Source organism: Aeromonas sp. JL9 (assembly GCF_024436075.1).
GTDB lineage: Bacteria > Pseudomonadota > Gammaproteobacteria > Enterobacterales > Aeromonadaceae > Aeromonas > Aeromonas veronii.
In genome coordinates, this window is the sequence record NZ_JANFNV010000005.1 from 125,382 (window position 1) to 140,951 (window position 15,570).

Here is a 15,570-nt window from a genome sequence, read left to right on the forward strand (position 1 = left end):
TCAGTTTCGGAACAGTATCATGGCTTCACTGCACTACAAATTTGCCACCATGAATTCAGGCAAATCCACCCAGCTCATTCAGGCGCACTTCAACTATCTGGAGCGGGGCATGCATCCTCTGGCGATGACACCAGCCATCGATGACCGTTTCGGGGTCGGGGTGATCAGTGCCCGGGTTGGCCTTGAGCTGAAGGTGGACGTGTTCAGCGACAGCTGTGATCTGTTTGAAATGGTGAAAGCGCGCCATGCAAAGAAACATATCGATGTCTTTATCGTGGACGAGGCCCAGTTCCTGACCCGTGAGCAGGTCTACCAGTTGGCCCGCATCGTCGATGAGCAGGATATTCCGGTGATGGCCTATGGCCTCAAGACCGATTTTCGCGGCGAGCTGTTCCCGGGCTCCTACCATCTGCTCTGTCTGGCCGACAAGTTTGAAGAGCTGAAGAGCATCTGCTGGTGTGGCAACAAGGCTCACATGAACTCCCGGGTCAACGAAGCGGGGCAGGTGATGCGTGATGGCGAACAGGTGGAGATCGGCGGCAACGATCGCTATGTATCGCTCTGTCGCAAACACTATCTGGAAGGTCGGGCCTACAAGTAATTCGGCTGCGATATTTGAATCGTCGAGCAGGGCGCCAATCTGGCGCCCTTTTTATTTTCCCCAACTTGTATCGCTGTGGTTCAGTCGATCTCGATATCCACCGGCGCAATGATGGGGTCGGCCACCGGCAAGCGTTGAAACAGCTGGCGAAAATGGTGCTGTACCCGGCCGATATCGACCAGTGACATGCCGGAGGCAAAACCGAACCAGACATAGAGGCCGGTGAGATCGCGAAACATCGGCGGCAAATAGCGGGGTGCGGCAATCAGCCCCTCCAGATAGTGCTGATAGAGCACCGGAATGTCATCCAGTGTCACCTTGCCGACAAACAGCATTGGCAGGATCTCGGGCACCCCTTCCAGCACGGCGCTGCGGATAAAGTTGACCGTCTCCACATAGCCACGCACGTAGGAGAGATCCTTGGTAAAGCAGGCGCCGCCGCCCACTATGCCGCCACGAAAGACCCGCTGGGTGATCTTATAGGCGTCGTGCTCGCTGGTGCCCTGCTGCACGAAGTGCTGAAACACCTCGATAAAATCGGCGCCGCGCTCGGCCATGTCGATGGCCATCACCCGATCGGAGATACGCTTGGCCCGATCCGGAAAGGAGCTGAAGGTGAGGGTCTCTATCAGGACGGCCAGCCCCTCCTGACAGGCGGTGATCCGCGGTGAACCGGCGCTCAGCCAGGTGGCATAAGGCTGCTGGCGACCGTTGAGGGTGGTGCCGACATGGACCCACCCCTCATGTACCTCCAGCACCTGCAAGTCCAGCTCGGAGAAACGGGCGTGGGAGTTGAGCTTGATGTAGTCGCCACCGGCCGCTGCATCGGAGACGATGCCATCGCTCAGCTTCACCTGCACAGTGCCGTCACTGAAGTAGCTCGACAGCTTGCCCTGCAGTTTGGCGACCGCGGCTTCTCCTTCGAACTCCTTGGGGTAGGGGCGCACCAGATGGCGGGCGCCGGGTAGGGAGAAGATATCGCACAGGCGGGCGCCCAGCTCCTTGAGAGTCTTGCGATCCCCGCGCAGGTGATCGCTGGCAGAGCCATAAAGCAGCTGGCTGTAACGCTGAAAATCGGGTTGGCCGCGCTGGCGCAGCATCTCGATCACCACCATGTACTGATCGACCGTCTCTTGCAGGATCCGGCCAAGATCGTCCTGTGGCCCCAACTTTCTGCGGATCCTGTCCCGCAGCTCCTTGAGCTCCAGATACTTGTTGCGCGGATCGAAGCCGAGGGGGAGGGCATCATAGAAGTGCCTGTCGATAGCGGGCAGCTCCCTGCCACCGCTTGCCAGAAAGCGATCCTGCAGATGGCGTGGCCATTTGATGGCATCCAGAATGCGGATGGGTTTTTGCAATGTCAGCAGCTCATCCGAGAGTGATTTCAGATGGAGGCGATACTTTTCTTGGATAGTCATGGGGCCCCCTGTGGGGCAAGCGTCATCGTGGATTTGGCTGAGTATATGCATAGCGCTTGCCAAAAAGAAGCGAGCCGCAGGGTTATCGGGTTGGCGTGCTTTTTGTTGATAGCAAATTGGTTTAGACTGCGCCCCTTGATCCCAATCTTGTCGTGGAAATGATGAATATCCCCAGCTCCGAAATGATAATGCGTTGGTTGCAACAGGCTCGTATCGAGCACTATGTCTGCGACCAGTGTCACGGTATCCACATTGTCTCTTTGCAGTCGGTCGATGGTATTCAGGAGAGCCGGATCTTCGTGGAAGAGGAAGGCCTGCTGTTCTCCTCCGAGCTGGAAGTGCGCCCCTCCGCAATGCTGCCGCTGGTCGCCGAACTGGGCCGACTCAATATGCAGTACCCCTCCCTCAAGGTGTTCCTCGATATCATCGATGACAACCTGCCGCGGCTGGTGGTCGGCCACACCGTCTTTACAAAAGCCGGACTCAGCGTCGAGCAGTTCCTGTTGTTCGTGCAAAGCACCATCGCCGCAACCCACGAACTGGTTGCCGAATGCGAACGTTCCGGCTTCCTCAACCTGCCGGAAATCCAGGTCGCACCGGAATCTGTGCATTAAGTGTTCGAACGGTTCGCCAGGTGAAAAAAGCCGTTGACGCGGGCGGGGCTTTCCCCTAAATTACGCCCCGTTCCAGCGCAACAGCGCAGCGAATACCGTGTTGGCTGAACACGTTAAACCACAGACAAAAATTTGGTGAGGTGTCCGAGTGGCTGAAGGAGCACGCCTGGAAAGTGTGTATACGGCAACGTATCGAGGGTTCGAATCCCTCCCTCACCGCCAAATTGCAAAGCCCTGATGGAAACATCAGGGCTTTTTGCTTTCTGGCGCAATCCCGAGCGGTTGTCAGCATTGGACTGCAAATCCTCATTGTTGATAGCCCAGCATCTGGTTGAGCCGATTGGCCAATAGCCGCAATGATCTTGTTGCCTAACCCAAGCCTGATCCTGTCAAACTTGCTGTCGAATTCAGTTAAAGGACCTCTCGCAAGAGAGGCCCTTTTCATTGCTCGCTGATTTGCCCTGCTCGGTACTTAAAAGGCATTCCGTGGTGATACCGATTAATGCTCCACAGTCAGCGGATCCGGGGGCAGGTTCAGATGCTTGGTGATGGCCTGATAGAGCTGGGGGTAGTTATCGTCAAAATGGTGTCCTCCCGGCAGGGTGACGCTGGTGACGTTGGGCTGGTTGAGACGGGGGCAGAGGCGGTCGCCGTCATCGTCATCGGCTCCTTGCAGGCAGAGCATCGGCAGATCGCGAATGGTCTTCACCTGAGGTTCGGTCGGGTAGCTGCGTGCCTTGTGGGTCAGCATGTCGCTGACGTGGATCTCGAAATCCGAGCTGGTGGAGGGGGAGAGCATCACGGCCCCGACCAGCCCCTGACGATAGTGCTCCGGCAACCGGTTGATGACGAAAGGGACAATCTCGGCACCAAACGAGAAACCGACCAGCAGCCAGCGGGGGCGCTGCCAGCGAGTCTGGTAATCATCAAGGATCCGCTCCAGATCGGCGGTCACCTGCTCCGGGGTTTTCTTCTTCCAGTAGTAGGTGAGGGAGCTCCAGCCCACGACCGGCATGCCGTGCAGCTGAAACTGGGCGCTCAACCCCTTGTCGAGCGCTGCCCAGCCACCATCGCCGCTGAGAAAGATCACCATGGGGGCGTCGGATGGCTGCTTGACCGGCAGCTCAATCAGGCTCAGGTCATCCTTGACCGGGGCGGCGTGCGCCGCAAAAGACGAAACGGGCAGTACGAGACTGAGTAACAGCAAAATCAAGGCTCTCATTGGCCATGCTCCTATTTCTTGATCAGCCCCAGCGGGCCGCGGCTAATCAGGGTGATCAGGTGAGTCAGGGTTCTGGGCAGTACCAGCTTGCTGCTGCAGAGCAGGTAGCGGGGTTCCCAGTGGGGCGAAAATTTCTCCTTGTAGCGTCTGAGCCCCTGAAAGTTGTAAAAACGGCTGCCACGGACGAACAGGGTATTGCCAAGACGGGCCCAGTAGCTGTTGAGCGGGTGATCGTTGAAGCCGGACATGGGGGCCATCCCCAGATTGAAGCTGGCGTACCCTTGCGCCTTGCCCCACAGCAGCAGTTCGACAAAGAGAAAATCCATGATGGGGGCGGTGCCGGTATCCAGGCTGTAGCGCATCAGATCGATGGAGAGCATCTCCTTGTTGTCGCTCACCCAGAGGTTGGCAAAGCCAACGATCTGCCCCTCGTGCCACACCAGCGCAGCCGGGCTCAAGGTCAGGTAGTCAGGCTCGAAGCGGCCGACCGAGAAACCCTTCTCCTTGCCCATCTTGCTCTGCAGCCAGGTATCGGAGACGGTCTGCAATCTGGGCAGCAGGGGGGCCACGGCACTTGCCTCGACCACCTCGAAGGTCAACCCTTCCCGTTTGCCCTTGGCGTGGCTCTGGCGCAGGTTGCGCAGGCGGCTGCCCGCCAGATCGAAAGTAGCCAGATCGACCATCGCCTCTTCACCGAGCTTGAAGGGGATCAGCCCCAGCTCCAGATAGAGCGGCAGATAGCGGGCCGAGACCTGATAAAAGACCGGGTTGGCGTCGTGCTCGTCACACCGCTCGCGAAATTGCCAGAGCAGCTCTTCGATCTGCTCGGGGCGACCAACGGGATCCCCCATCACAATCCAGCTGTTGCCCTCTATGCCATACATCAGGAAGGCGTCGCCGGCGGGGTGGAACAACAGGGACTTGTCCTGCAACTGGGCCAGATAGCCGTGGATCCCCCCCTCGCGCACCACCAGCTCGTGAGCGCGCGCCAGCGTTTCCTTGTCCGGTTTTTCACCGACTACGCGCAGCGGCGCAAGCAGCTGGGCAACCCCGGCAACGGCCAGCACGGCCACCACGCTCCCCATGGCGCGCAGGCCGCGGGCAGCCCCGCCGTGGGGCGAGAAGTGGAACCAGAGGGCGTGGTCATACTCCACCTGACGGTAGGAGAAGAGCAGCAGCCACAGGGCTCCCAGCAGCACGGCGCCGACCGAGATGAGCCAGCCCGGGGTGTACTGGGGATAGAGCAGCGACCCCTTGCGATAGAAGAGGGAGCGGCAGGGGGTCATGATGAGCAGGAAGCTGCCGAGCAGCAGGGCTGACTCCCAGTCACCCCCCTTGAGCAGGGAGAAGGCGATCCCCAGTGCCAGCAGCAGCTGGGTGATGCGAAATGCGGCGTCGTGACGGCGATAGAGGCTGCGCGCCAGCAGGATCAGGAGAATACCGCTCACGCTGCCGAGCACGTGGGAGAGCTCGAGCAGGTGGAGCGGCAACACCTGCAGCCACGCTTCAATGTGGCTGCGCATGGTCGGGATCATCCCCGAGCAGAGCAGCAGGCTACCGGCGGCAAAGGTTCCCATGCTGATAAGGGCAGGCAGAAATTCGCGCACCGCGCTCATCAGCCCCTGTAGCCGCTGCCAGCGCGCTTTTTGTTGCAGCATCTCCTGACTCGCAAAGAGCAGCAGGGCGCAGAGAAAAGGCAGCAGGTAATAGATGCAGCGATAGAGCAGCAGCGAGGCGAGTAGCTTGTCGGCTGGCAGGTAGTGAGCCAGCAGCAGGCTCATGCTCGCTTCGAACACGCCGATCCCACCCGGCACGTGGGCCAGTACCCCGAGGAAGCTGGCCAGCACGAAGGCACTGAGCAGCACAGGGTAGGGGACGCTATCTGCAGGCAACAGCACAAACAGCACGGCGGCGGCGGCCATCCAGTCGGCCAGCGCGACCAACAGCTGCAACAGACGAACCTTGAAGCCGGGCAGGATCAGGCTGTGTTCGCGCCAGGAGAGACGGTGTGTGGGCCAGCAGAGGTAGCAGGCCACCAACAGCAGAGCCATCATGCCCGCCAGCCTGAGCAGGGTATCTGCCCACTGCGGCCAGTCAGGCAGCAGCTGTGATACATCGCAGGTCAGTAGGGCGCCACCTCCCCACGCCAGCAGGCCGAGGAAAAAGGTGATGGAACAGAACAGCACCACTCGGGCTACCTCACCGGTCGCCAGACCGAGGGCTGAGTAGAGCCGATAGCGTACCGAGGTGCCGGTCAGCAGGGCAAATCCCAGGGTGTTGGAGAAGGTGTAGGCGATAAAGGAGGTGATGCTGACCTGTTGCCAGGGAAGGCGTTTGCCCAGCGCATGGAGCGCCAGCATGTCATAGCTGCAGAGGCAACCATAACTGAGCAGGGTCAGCAACAGGGCGCCCGCCAGTCGCGGCAGGGGTTGGGACCAGATGGCCAGACGAATATCGTGCCAGTGCCATGCCTGAGTCAGGTGATACAGCACGGTCAGTGCGGTGCCGAGCAGCAGCAAGCTGCACAAGGGGCCTAGCCATTTAAGCAGATGACGCCACATGCCATGTTCCTGTGGTCATTGACCGTTTCCCGCAAAGGGGGGGCCGGGTCGTGGATCCGGTTTGGACGAGGGAGGCGCTCGTCAGGAAAATTTCGGGAAGAGATGGAAAGGGAGGCGTCAGCCTCCCTCTGTGCTATCCAGTGACCGGTTGGATCACTTGGTTTTCGGTGCGACTTTGACGGCAGGGGTTTTAGCGTGGGTGGCTTTATGGTGTTTTTTCACCACCTTGGTCTGGGTCGCCTGCGGTGTGGCTGTCTTGGTCGGGGTGGCCGCCATGGTGAAACCGGAAGTGAGGGCGAAGACGGCAGCCAGGGTCAGAGGAATGATCTTTTTCATGTTCAATTTCCTTATTCGGGTTGATGTTATGGAGCGCTCTCCATGACAGTCATCCTATGACGGTTGCAGCGGCCCTTCAGTGAGCGGTTGGTGACGGTTTGTATCCAAATGTACAGGCAGGGTCAGGCAGAAGCGGGCGCCGTGGTCACTGGCCAGCAACGCCACATCCCCCCCGTGATGACGGGCAATGCTGCGCACGATGGCCAACCCCAAACCAGTGCCGCCGGTGCGACGATCCCGGCTCTGATCAAGGCGCACGAATGGTTCGAAGATCTGGGGCGCCAGCGCCGGATCGATCCCCGGTCCATCGTCGCTCACCTCCAGCAGATAGTTCTCCTGCAGCCGCGAGATGGAGAGGGTGACCTCGCTCTCGGCGTAGCGCAGAGCATTGCCGATCAGGTTCTCCACCGCGCGGGTCAGCAGACGCTGATCGCCGCACCAGGGCATGTGGCGTGGCGGCAAATCGAGGGTGAGCCTCTTCTCGGGTGCCAGCGCCTGCCAGTCGCCAAGATGCGCTTGTGCCCAGTGACTGAGCTCCAGCTCGTCCCGTTGCAACGGCAGCTCGGGTCTATCCAGCTTGGCGTAAGTGAGCATCTCTTCGATCAGGGCGTCCAGCGCTCCCAGATCTCGCTCCAGCGCCTGCTGCTCCTGCTCGGCAGGGGCAGGATCGAGCATGGCAAGCCGATAGCGCAACCGGACCAGCGGGGTGCGCAACTCGTGTGCGATGGCATCGGTCAGTTGCTTGCGGCTGGCAATCATGGCCTGCAATTGGGTCGCCATTTGATCGAAGGTGCGTCCCACCCGGGCCAGGCTGCTGCCCGGTGGCAGATTGGTTCGGCAGGAGAGATCCCCATCGCCTACGCGACGTGCGGTTTGCTCCAACTGCTGCAAGCCGCGCCAGTGGGGACGCAGCCACAGAAGGATGGGCAGGCCGAGAGAGAGGCCGATCACCAGCAGCAGCCCCACATCGACCCAGTGCAGCTCGTGCAGGTAGGAGAGGTAGGGTACAGGGCCGACAATCAGCACCCGGTCGGTATCGGGGATGCGCTGCAGGAAGGTGTCATCCTCCTCGACGATGACAATATTGCCAGCGGCCAGAAAGGCCTGATCCTCGCTGGCCAGCGGCTGGCGCACCAGCTCGCCGATCTTGAGGGGGAGGGTAAACTGACTGCTCTGCTCGGCCAGCCGAGCGGGCCAGCGCTCGGGCGGGGTTCTTGCCAACTCGCCGGTCAACAGGCCAAGGGATCCCTGCATCATGCGTTCGAGATAGCGATCACCCGCCCGTTCGGCGGTCACCTGATAGACCACACCCACCAGCAGGATGGCGAGGGTGAAGCAGCCTATCAGCAACAGATAGAACTGGATAAAGAGACGGCGCATGGCGGTGCTCCCGAAAGAGGGTTATTCCCAGGCGTGGGGGACGAAGAGGTAGCCTTTCTGACGCACTGTCTTGATCCGGGTCGGGTTGTCGGGGTTATCACCCAGTTTTCGGCGCAGGCGGGAGATGGCCACATCCATGCTGCGATCCTGACCGTCGTACTCTCGGCCGCGCAAGCTGCGAAAGAGGGCTTCCCGACTCAAGATTTGGCCCGCGTGACAAGCGAGTTCCCACAGCAGATCAAAGTCGGCGGTCGAGAGGGCAATGCTCTCGCCATCGAGGCGCACATCTCGCCCCGGACCATCCACCCGCAGCCGACCAAATTGCAGCTGCTGGGGAGCACTGCTGGTGGCGGCCGGTTGGGTTGATGTTTGCTGGTGCTGACGAAACTGCACCCGAAGTCGGGCCAGCAGCACGGGGGGCGGGGTGGTTTTAAGGATGTAGTCGTTGGCACCCAGCTCCAGACTCAGGATCTGGTTCATGTCGCTATCCAGCGAGGTGAGCATTACGATGGGGCCGTCGAAGCGCGGCCGCAGATCCCGACAGAGGGACATGCCATCCTGCCCCGGCAACATGATATCGAGCAGCACCAGATCGGGCTGTTCGGCCTCGACCCGAGCCAGCGCCATATCCCCTCTGGGCTCGAGGATCACGTCCATATCGTGGCGACCGAGCCAACTGCTGATGAGTTGGCCAATCTCGGGATCATCTTCGACAAAAAGAATGCGTTGCATAGAAAAGCTCCAACGGAAAGCAGGAGAGAAGAAGAGCGATCAGCATATCAATGGCGCTTGGGAAATACAGAAAAAGAACCGAGCAGGCTGGTGCGTGGGGGAGTGTGGCTGTGTCATCGATGCTGAGAAGCACAGTTCGATGGGGAGAAGCACATCGTGACAAATGGGCAGAGCCGCGTTTATCGGTCTGGAGGATGGCCTTGCAGACAAGGCATGGCACAGTCGATCGCAAAACAAAAAACCGGCCAAGGCCGGTTTTTCGCGGAGCAGACCAGAAGGTCACTGCACCAAGTCGATGGACGTCACCTTGCGGTGATTATCGACATAATAATGGGGTGGCTGATGGGGCTCGAACCCACGACAACCGGAATCACAATCCGGGACTCTACCAACTGAGCTACAGCCACCACTGAAATCTTCATCAACACTCGCTAATCCAGAAGAAAAGGAGAGCATCAATGGCGCGCCCTGCAGGATTCGAACCTGCGACCCACGGCTTAGAAGGCCGTTGCTCTATCCAACTGAGCTAAGGGCGCTTTGTACCAACACGTCTTAGGGACGAGTCGATGAACATGGTCGGTGATAAAGGATTCGAACCTTTGACCCTCTGGTCCCAAACCAGATGCGCTACCGGGCTGCGCTAATCACCGAAAATCCCTGACCAGCATATCGACATGAGTCGTACTGGGCAACGGGCGGGCATCATAGCCAAGCGTAAGGGGCAGCGTCAACGACTTTTTCCCCCAGTAAATTCAAGTGCCTACTTATTGCCCGCTACAGGTCTGGCGTGCGTCTGCCGCTAACATCCCGGCTAAAAAAATGCGACAATGCGCGGCAGTTGAACACATGGTGAGTGGAGAACGATGTCTGCCAAAATCATAGATGGAAAACAGGTTGCGCAAACGATTCGCAGCCAGGTCGCGGCGCAAGTCCAACAGCGGTTGGCGGCAGGGAAACGGGCTCCAGGACTGGCAGTCATTCTGGTGGGGGCGGATCCCGCCTCTCAGGTCTATGTCGGCAGCAAACGCCGGGCATGTGAGGAGGTGGGGTTTCTCTCCCGATCCTATGACCTGAGTGCCACTGCCAGTCAGGAAGAGCTGCTGGCGCTGATTGACCAGTTGAATGCGGATAGCCACGTAGATGGCATTCTGGTTCAGCTGCCGTTGCCGGATCACTTTGATACCACTCAGGTGCTGGAGCGGATCCAGCCTGACAAGGATGTAGATGGATTCCACCCGTATAACGTCGGCCGTCTGGCCCAACGTATTCCGGCGCTGCGCCCCTGCACTCCGAAAGGGATCATGACGCTGATTGAAACCACCGGTGTCAAAACCCATGGTTTGCACGCCGTTGTGGTCGGTGCTTCCAACATCGTCGGGCGTCCCATGACCCTCGAATTGTTGCTGGCGGGCTGCACAACCACGACCTGTCACCGTTTTACCCGGGATCTGGAAGAGCAGGTACGCCGTGCCGATCTGCTGGTTGTTGCGGTCGGCAAGCCCAACTTCATACCTGGCGAGTGGATCAAACCGGGAGCACTGGTAATCGATGTGGGTATCAATCGCTTGGCTGATGGCTCGCTGGTCGGGGATGTGGAGTTTGAGACGGCGCGCAGCCATGCCTCCTTCATTACTCCGGTACCCGGTGGCGTGGGCCCGATGACGGTCGCCAGCCTGATGGAAAATACCCTGATCGCCTGCAGTGAATATCACGACTGATCATGGCTGTTGATAACCCTGTGATCCCGTGAGGAGGCAGGATTAGCCAGAAATCTGACAATAAAAAACCGGTTGCTCAGAGAGGAACCGGTTTTTTATTTATCCAACGGGTGTTATTTACATATTTTGTGCTTCGTTTGGCACAATCACAGAGGCGTGATTTCCTTTCGGCCCCTGTTGCAGTTCAAAATTGACAGCCTGACCCGCTTTCAGGGTCTTGTAGCCCTCCATTTGAATCGTGGAGTAGTGAGCGAAGATATCCTCACCGCCCCCTTCCGGACAGATAAACCCAAATCCTTTTGCGTTGTTAAACCACTTAACTGTGCCGGTTGCCATACTTCTACATCCTTTTATTGATTACCCAGAAGTCGTTGAGTAACCTGCGCCAGCCCTTTATAACTAGGGACATGGGCCCATAGCAGACGGGCACAGATTAGCAAGTAACCAATCTAGTCTAACTTTTGAGCGAGTCAAGAAGTTGTTAACAGCTGATGTGATCTGGTTAACAAGTCTATTGACAACCTTGTGTTAGACGGTAGTAATCTAGAGGTACCAAAGCGCGATTATGAGCAAGCAGAAAGAACTCTTTGCTAATGAAGAGATTGCAGAAGCAGAGAAAACAAAGCTGCAGCCGCCACCCATGTATAAGGTTGTGTTGAACAACGATGACTACACACCCATGGAGTTTGTGGTGGAGGTGCTGCAAAAGTTCTTTGGTATGGATTTGGACAAGGCGACTCAGGTCATGCTGAGTGTGCATTATAGTGGTAAGGGTGTCTGCGGCATGTTTACCGCAGAGATCGCCGAAACCAAGGTTGTCCAAGTCAACACCTATGCACGTAACAACGAACATCCACTGCTCTGTACTATGGAAAAGGCTTGAATCTGATGACTTGATGGCGAGTGTGACACCACATTGTAGCTGTACTAGGGGAGGTGCCTATGTTGAATAAAGATCTAGAAAAGACGCTGAACGAGGCTTTCAAACTGGCCCGTGACGAGCGCCACGAATTCATGACCGTCGAGCACCTGTTGTTAGCCCTTCTGGATAACAGTTCAGCCCATGAGGCGCTGAGCTCTTGTGGTGCCGATGTTGAGCAGATGCGCAAGGAGATCCGCGCATTCATCACCCAAACTACTCCGCTCATACCGCGCGATGATGAAGATCGTGAAACCCAGCCGACACTGGGCTTCCAGCGCGTGTTGCAGCGTGCCGTCTTCCATGTGCAATCCTCCGGCAATACCGAAGTCAGCGGCGCCAACGTGCTGGTCGCTATCTTCAGTGAGCAGGAGTCACAAGCTGCCTATTTCCTGAAAAAAGCCGAGATCAGCCGTCTCGACGTCGTCAATTTCCTCTCCCACGGGGTTCGCAAGGACAGCAAGCCTGATCTCGGCAGCAATAACAATCCCGAGTCTGATGATGATGTCTCGGCCGCACAGATCGAGAGCTTTGCCACCAACCTGAACCAGCTGGTGCTGGAAGGGCGCATCGATCCGCTGATTGGCCGTGATCAGGAGCTCAACCGTACCATTCAGGTGCTCTGCCGCCGTCGCAAGAACAACCCGCTGCTGGTGGGTGAAGCGGGTGTGGGCAAAACCGCTATTGCCGAAGGCTTGGCCTATCGCATCGTCAAGGGGGATGTCCCCGAGGTGATTGCGGGCAGTACCATCTATTCGCTGGATATGGGTTCTCTGCTGGCGGGCACCAAATACCGTGGTGATTTCGAGAAGCGCCTCAAGGTACTGCTCAAGCAGATTGAGCGTCAGGAAGGGGCCATCCTCTTTATCGACGAGATCCATACCATCATCGGTGCCGGTGCGGCATCCGGTGGTCAGCTGGATGCAGCCAACCTGATCAAGCCGCTGCTCTCCAATGGTTTGCTCCGCTGTGTAGGATCCACCACTTATCAGGAGTATGCCCAGATCTTCGAGAAAGACCGTGCGCTGGCTCGTCGCTTCCAGAAGATCGATATTGTCGAGCCGACTATCGATGACACCACTCGCATCCTGATGGGGCTCAAGAGTCGCTATGAAGCCCACCACGGCGTGCGCTACACGGCCAAGGCGATCCGGGCGGCTGCCGAGCTCTCTGCCAAGTACATCAATGATCGTCACTTGCCCGACAAGGCGATCGATGTGATCGACGAGGCGGGTGCCGGTCAACGGTTACTGCCAGCGAGCAAGCGCAAGAAAGTGATCAATGTGCAGGAGATTGAGTCTATCGTAGCCAAGATTGCCCGCATTCCGGAGAAATCAGTCTCCTCTTCAGATAAAGAAGTACTGAAGAACTTGGAACGCAATCTGAAGATGGTGGTCTTTGGTCAGGATAAAGCCATCGAGGTGCTGACCGATGCGATTCGCCTCTCTCGTTCAGGACTTGGCAACGAGCGTCGCCCGGTTGGTTGCTTTCTCTTTGCTGGTCCTACCGGTGTTGGTAAAACAGAGGTGACCCAGCAGTTGGGCAAGGCATTGGGTGTCGAGATGCTGCGCTTTGATATGTCCGAGTACATGGAGCGTCACACCGTCTCACGTCTGATTGGTGCGCCTCCCGGCTATGTTGGTTTTGAGCAGGGTGGTCTGCTGACTGATGCGGTGATCAAGCATCCTCATTCCGTTGTGTTGCTTGACGAAATTGAGAAAGCTCACCCGGACGTATTCAATCTGCTGTTGCAGGTGATGGACAACGGCACCCTGACCGACAACAACGGGCGCAAGGCGGATTTCCGCAACGTGATTTTGGTGATGACTACCAACGCCGGTGTGCAGGAGACCCAGCGCAAATCGATTGGCTTCCAGCAACAGGATTTGAGCCACGATGCCATGGCGGTGATCAACAAGACCTTCAGTCCGGAGTTTCGTAACCGGCTTGATCACACCATCTGGTTCAACCATCTCGATATGACGGTGATTCATCAGGTGGTCGACAAGTTTATTGTCGAATTGCAGGTTCAACTGGATGCGAAGGGAGTTTCTCTCGAGGTGTCCGAGCATGCCCGCCACTGGTTGGCAGATAAGGGATATGACAAAGCCATGGGCGCCAGACCTATGGGGCGGGTGATCCAGGAGCACCTCAAGAAACCCCTGGCCAACGAGATCCTGTTCGGTTCACTGGTTGACGGGGGAATTGTGAAGGTTGAGTTGGTAAATGACAGCCTCAGCTTTGATTTTCAGGTCAATGTTGAAGCTGTTTCCCACTAAGCGTCAGTGATCAGAAAACGACAAAAAACCCCAACTGAAAGGTTGGGGTTTTTTGCTGAATTCCTGGCTTAGCGAGAGCGGAAAACAATACGTCCCTTGGAGAGATCGTAGGGAGTCAGTGCTACCGTTACTTTGTCTCCAGTCAGGATACGAATGTAGTTTTTGCGCATCTTGCCGGAAATATGAGCGATAACCACGTGACCATTCTCCAGTTCCACACGGAACATGGTATTGGGCAGGGTTTCGAGAATAGTGCCCTGCATCTCAATACTGTCTTCTTTAGCCATTGAATCCTCTTGATAAGCCACAACAAAAAACCGCTGGATCATGCCGGATTTAAGGCTATGTGTAAAGTTTACTCGGGCTTGGTGTCGATATTTTTCCATTCTCCCTGAATTAACAGCTCATGAGGGAGATAATTGCGCTTGTAATTCATCTTGCGACACGCCTCCACCAGATAGCCAAGATAGAGCCAGCTTCGCCCGGTTCGCCTGGCCAGATCGAGCTGGCAGAGGATGGCAAAGGTGCCCAGGGAGCGATCGGCATAATCCGGATCGAAGAAGGTGTACATAGCGCTCAAGGAGTGGGGTAGCAGGTCTGTGGTGGCCACGCCGATAAGACGGCCATCTTTGCGCATCTCCAGATAGAGTGGTGGCATCCAGTCACAATGGAGAAACCCGCGATACTGGCTGCGGTTGGGGGGATACATGCTGCCATCGTGGTGGCGTTCGCGGATATAACGTTCGTAGAGCAGGTAATACTCGGGCTTGTCATCGTAACTCAGGACGATCTCGATATCCCTGTTGAGCTGGCGGATCCGTTTCTGGCCGCGGCTGGGGCGAAAGCGCTCGCTGTGAATTCGAAGGGATTGGCAGGCATGGCACGCCGGGCAGTGGGGGCGATAGATGTCGTTGCCACTGCGGCGAAAACCGGCAGTCAACAATCGCTCGTAACCGTTGGCGTTGAGCAGATTGTGATCCATCAGCACCAGCAACTGCTCCTGTTCATGGTCCAAATAACTGCAGGGATGCTTGGGAGTCAGCCCTACTTTTAGGATCACTTCTTCAGTCATAGGCTGATTTCCCCCTCTTGCCAGCAGGAAGCCAATAGTGGTTGATGGCCAAGGCGTGCCAGCTCGGCCAGAAAACGGGCCCTTGGCCACTCCTCGATACCCAGGGTCGCCAGAAACGGGTTTTGCATCTGGCAATCGATGAGGGCGCCGTGATGGCGGGCGAAGTGGCGACAGAGTGCCACCATGGCAAGTTTGGCGCCGTTATCAATCCGGCTGAACATGGATTCACCGCAAAACAGTTGGCCGATAGATAGGCCATACAGCCCCGCTTGCAGCTCTCCCTCCTGCCAGATCTCGATAGAGTGGGCATGACCCAGTTGGTGCAACTGCTGGTAGGCCTCGATCATGGGTTGGCTGATCCAGGTGTCATCGGCAGTGCGACGAGGGGCGGCGCAGGCGGTAATGACTTCATTAAAGGCGCGATTGACGGAAATATCGAATGGGGTACGGCGGATAATCTTCTGCAGTGTCCGCCCCACATGGAGTTGGTCGGGACGGATCACCCCGCGGGGATCCGGTGACCACCACAGGATCGGCTGGTGGGGTTCATTCCACGGGAAGATCCCCTTGTGGTAAGCTGCCAGCAATCTGGCAGGGGAGAGATCCCCGCCGATCGCCAGCAAGCCGTTGGGCTCTTCCAGCGCATGGCTGGGGTCGGGAAACCAGCAAAGCTCATCATCCAGTTGGGTAAGATAGCGAGACATAAGGCAACGAGGTT

General features: G+C 57.5%; 15 protein-coding genes and 4 tRNA genes. 6 read left to right on the plus strand and 13 right to left on the minus strand.

Annotated features, from left to right (window positions below; all coding sequences use genetic code 11):
• Positions 1 to 19 precede the first annotated feature (19 nt).
• A complete protein-coding gene (locus tag NOM06_RS06110; RefSeq protein ID WP_005351181.1) occupies positions 20 to 601 on the plus strand; it encodes a thymidine kinase in 582 nt (193 codons plus the stop codon).
• Positions 602 to 681: 80 nt separating this feature from the next.
• Here the strand turns inward: NOM06_RS06110 and NOM06_RS06115 are convergent, their stop codons facing one another.
• The gene (locus NOM06_RS06115; protein ID WP_255910471.1) at positions 682 to 2,019 is read right to left on the minus strand and encodes a flavohemoglobin expression-modulating QEGLA motif protein; all 1,338 of its coding nucleotides are present in this window, start codon (positions 2,017 to 2,019) and stop codon (positions 682 to 684) included.
• Between the two features lie 158 nt (positions 2,020 to 2,177).
• Here NOM06_RS06115 and NOM06_RS06120 point away from each other — a divergent pair, with 158 nt between their 5' ends.
• The gene (locus tag NOM06_RS06120; RefSeq protein WP_005337119.1) at positions 2,178 to 2,633 is read left to right on the plus strand and encodes a YbjN domain-containing protein; all 456 of its coding nucleotides are present in this window, start codon (positions 2,178 to 2,180) and stop codon (positions 2,631 to 2,633) included.
• Positions 2,634 to 2,767: 134 nt separating this feature from the next.
• A tRNA-Ser gene (locus tag NOM06_RS06125) sits at positions 2,768 to 2,855 on the plus strand.
• A gap of 277 nt (positions 2,856 to 3,132) precedes the next feature.
• On the opposite strand, the gene NOM06_RS06130 is transcribed toward NOM06_RS06125, so the two are convergent.
• The 8 genes from NOM06_RS06130 to NOM06_RS06165 all read right to left on the minus strand — a co-directional run bounded on the left by NOM06_RS06130 (position 3,133) and on the right by NOM06_RS06165 (position 9,514).
• Positions 3,133 to 3,855 (minus strand): AcvB/VirJ family lysyl-phosphatidylglycerol hydrolase, encoded by a 723-nt coding sequence (locus NOM06_RS06130; protein WP_124929272.1) that lies wholly within the window; start codon positions 3,853 to 3,855, stop codon positions 3,133 to 3,135.
• An 11-nt stretch (positions 3,856 to 3,866) separates the two neighbouring features.
• Positions 3,867 to 6,416, minus strand: a complete 2,550-nt coding sequence (mprF, locus tag NOM06_RS06135; RefSeq protein WP_255910473.1) for a bifunctional lysylphosphatidylglycerol flippase/synthetase MprF — start codon at positions 6,414 to 6,416, stop codon at positions 3,867 to 3,869.
• Positions 6,417 to 6,569: 153 nt separating this feature from the next.
• The gene (locus tag NOM06_RS06140; protein WP_005337116.1) at positions 6,570 to 6,752 is read right to left on the minus strand and encodes a hypothetical protein; all 183 of its coding nucleotides are present in this window, start codon (positions 6,750 to 6,752) and stop codon (positions 6,570 to 6,572) included.
• Between the two features lie 54 nt (positions 6,753 to 6,806).
• On the minus strand, positions 6,807 to 8,132 hold the full coding sequence (rstB, locus tag NOM06_RS06145) for a two-component system sensor histidine kinase RstB (RefSeq protein WP_255910476.1): 1,326 nt from the start codon (positions 8,130 to 8,132) through the stop codon (positions 6,807 to 6,809).
• Between the two features lie 21 nt (positions 8,133 to 8,153).
• Positions 8,154 to 8,864 carry a two-component system response regulator RstA gene (gene rstA, locus NOM06_RS06150; RefSeq protein ID WP_255910477.1) on the minus strand — a complete coding sequence of 237 codons (711 nt, stop codon included), beginning with the start codon at positions 8,862 to 8,864 and terminating at the stop codon, positions 8,154 to 8,156.
• Between the two features lie 331 nt (positions 8,865 to 9,195).
• A tRNA-His gene (locus NOM06_RS06155) sits at positions 9,196 to 9,271 on the minus strand.
• Positions 9,272 to 9,323: 52 nt separating this feature from the next.
• Positions 9,324 to 9,400 (minus strand) — tRNA-Arg (locus NOM06_RS06160).
• A gap of 37 nt (positions 9,401 to 9,437) precedes the next feature.
• Positions 9,438 to 9,514 (minus strand) — tRNA-Pro (locus NOM06_RS06165).
• A 213-nt stretch (positions 9,515 to 9,727) separates the two neighbouring features.
• On the opposite strand from NOM06_RS06165, the gene folD reads away from it, so the two are divergent.
• Positions 9,728 to 10,582 carry a bifunctional methylenetetrahydrofolate dehydrogenase/methenyltetrahydrofolate cyclohydrolase FolD gene (folD, locus tag NOM06_RS06170; protein ID WP_005337113.1) on the plus strand — a complete coding sequence of 285 codons (855 nt, stop codon included), beginning with the start codon at positions 9,728 to 9,730 and terminating at the stop codon, positions 10,580 to 10,582.
• Between the two features lie 117 nt (positions 10,583 to 10,699).
• On the opposite strand, the gene cspD is transcribed toward folD, so the two are convergent.
• Positions 10,700 to 10,918, minus strand: coding sequence for a cold shock-like protein CspD (gene cspD, locus NOM06_RS06175; protein ID WP_005300025.1), 219 nt, complete (start codon positions 10,916 to 10,918; stop codon positions 10,700 to 10,702).
• Positions 10,919 to 11,147: 229 nt separating this feature from the next.
• Here cspD and clpS point away from each other — a divergent pair, with 229 nt between their 5' ends.
• The gene (clpS, locus tag NOM06_RS06180) at positions 11,148 to 11,465 is read left to right on the plus strand and encodes an ATP-dependent Clp protease adapter ClpS (RefSeq protein WP_005337111.1); all 318 of its coding nucleotides are present in this window, start codon (positions 11,148 to 11,150) and stop codon (positions 11,463 to 11,465) included.
• A gap of 59 nt (positions 11,466 to 11,524) precedes the next feature.
• Positions 11,525 to 13,780, plus strand: coding sequence for an ATP-dependent Clp protease ATP-binding subunit ClpA (gene clpA, locus NOM06_RS06185; RefSeq protein WP_255910479.1), 2,256 nt, complete (start codon positions 11,525 to 11,527; stop codon positions 13,778 to 13,780).
• Positions 13,781 to 13,848: 68 nt separating this feature from the next.
• On the opposite strand, the gene infA is transcribed toward clpA, so the two are convergent.
• From infA to aat, 3 genes are all read right to left on the minus strand, one after another.
• Entirely contained in the window at positions 13,849 to 14,067 is a 219-nt protein-coding gene (infA, locus tag NOM06_RS06190) for a translation initiation factor IF-1 (RefSeq protein ID WP_005300033.1), read from the minus strand.
• A 68-nt stretch (positions 14,068 to 14,135) separates the two neighbouring features.
• The gene (locus tag NOM06_RS06195; protein WP_139411990.1) at positions 14,136 to 14,852 is read right to left on the minus strand and encodes an arginyltransferase; all 717 of its coding nucleotides are present in this window, start codon (positions 14,850 to 14,852) and stop codon (positions 14,136 to 14,138) included.
• Complete coding sequence (gene aat, locus NOM06_RS06200) at positions 14,849 to 15,556, minus strand: leucyl/phenylalanyl-tRNA--protein transferase (RefSeq protein ID WP_255910481.1); 708 nt, start codon at positions 15,554 to 15,556, stop codon at positions 14,849 to 14,851. Before aat ends, NOM06_RS06195 begins: the two co-directional genes overlap by 4 nt.
• Positions 15,557 to 15,570: the final 14 nt, after the last annotated feature.

Coding starts and splice junctions, on each gene's coding strand:
- clpA (WP_255910479.1), top strand. CDS start 11,525: ATGTTGAATAAAGATCTAGAAAAGACGCTGAACGAGGCTTTCAAACTG.
- NOM06_RS06115 (WP_255910471.1), bottom strand. CDS start 2,019: ATGACTATCCAAGAAAAGTATCGCCTCCATCTGAAATCACTCTCGGAT.
- cspD (WP_005300025.1), bottom strand. CDS start 10,918: ATGGCAACCGGCACAGTTAAGTGGTTTAACAACGCAAAAGGATTTGGG.
- NOM06_RS06195 (WP_139411990.1), bottom strand. CDS start 14,852: ATGACTGAAGAAGTGATCCTAAAAGTAGGGCTGACTCCCAAGCATCCC.
- NOM06_RS06140 (WP_005337116.1), bottom strand. CDS start 6,752: ATGAAAAAGATCATTCCTCTGACCCTGGCTGCCGTCTTCGCCCTCACT.
- rstB (WP_255910476.1), bottom strand. CDS start 8,132: ATGCGCCGTCTCTTTATCCAGTTCTATCTGTTGCTGATAGGCTGCTTC.
- NOM06_RS06120 (WP_005337119.1), top strand. CDS start 2,178: ATGATGAATATCCCCAGCTCCGAAATGATAATGCGTTGGTTGCAACAG.
- NOM06_RS06110 (WP_005351181.1), top strand. CDS start 20: ATGGCTTCACTGCACTACAAATTTGCCACCATGAATTCAGGCAAATCC.
- NOM06_RS06130 (WP_124929272.1), bottom strand. CDS start 3,855: ATGAGAGCCTTGATTTTGCTGTTACTCAGTCTCGTACTGCCCGTTTCG.
- folD (WP_005337113.1), top strand. CDS start 9,728: ATGTCTGCCAAAATCATAGATGGAAAACAGGTTGCGCAAACGATTCGC.
- mprF (WP_255910473.1), bottom strand. CDS start 6,416: ATGTGGCGTCATCTGCTTAAATGGCTAGGCCCCTTGTGCAGCTTGCTG.
- aat (WP_255910481.1), bottom strand. CDS start 15,556: ATGTCTCGCTATCTTACCCAACTGGATGATGAGCTTTGCTGGTTTCCC.
- infA (WP_005300033.1), bottom strand. CDS start 14,067: ATGGCTAAAGAAGACAGTATTGAGATGCAGGGCACTATTCTCGAAACC.
- clpS (WP_005337111.1), top strand. CDS start 11,148: ATGAGCAAGCAGAAAGAACTCTTTGCTAATGAAGAGATTGCAGAAGCA.
- rstA (WP_255910477.1), bottom strand. CDS start 8,864: ATGCAACGCATTCTTTTTGTCGAAGATGATCCCGAGATTGGCCAACTC.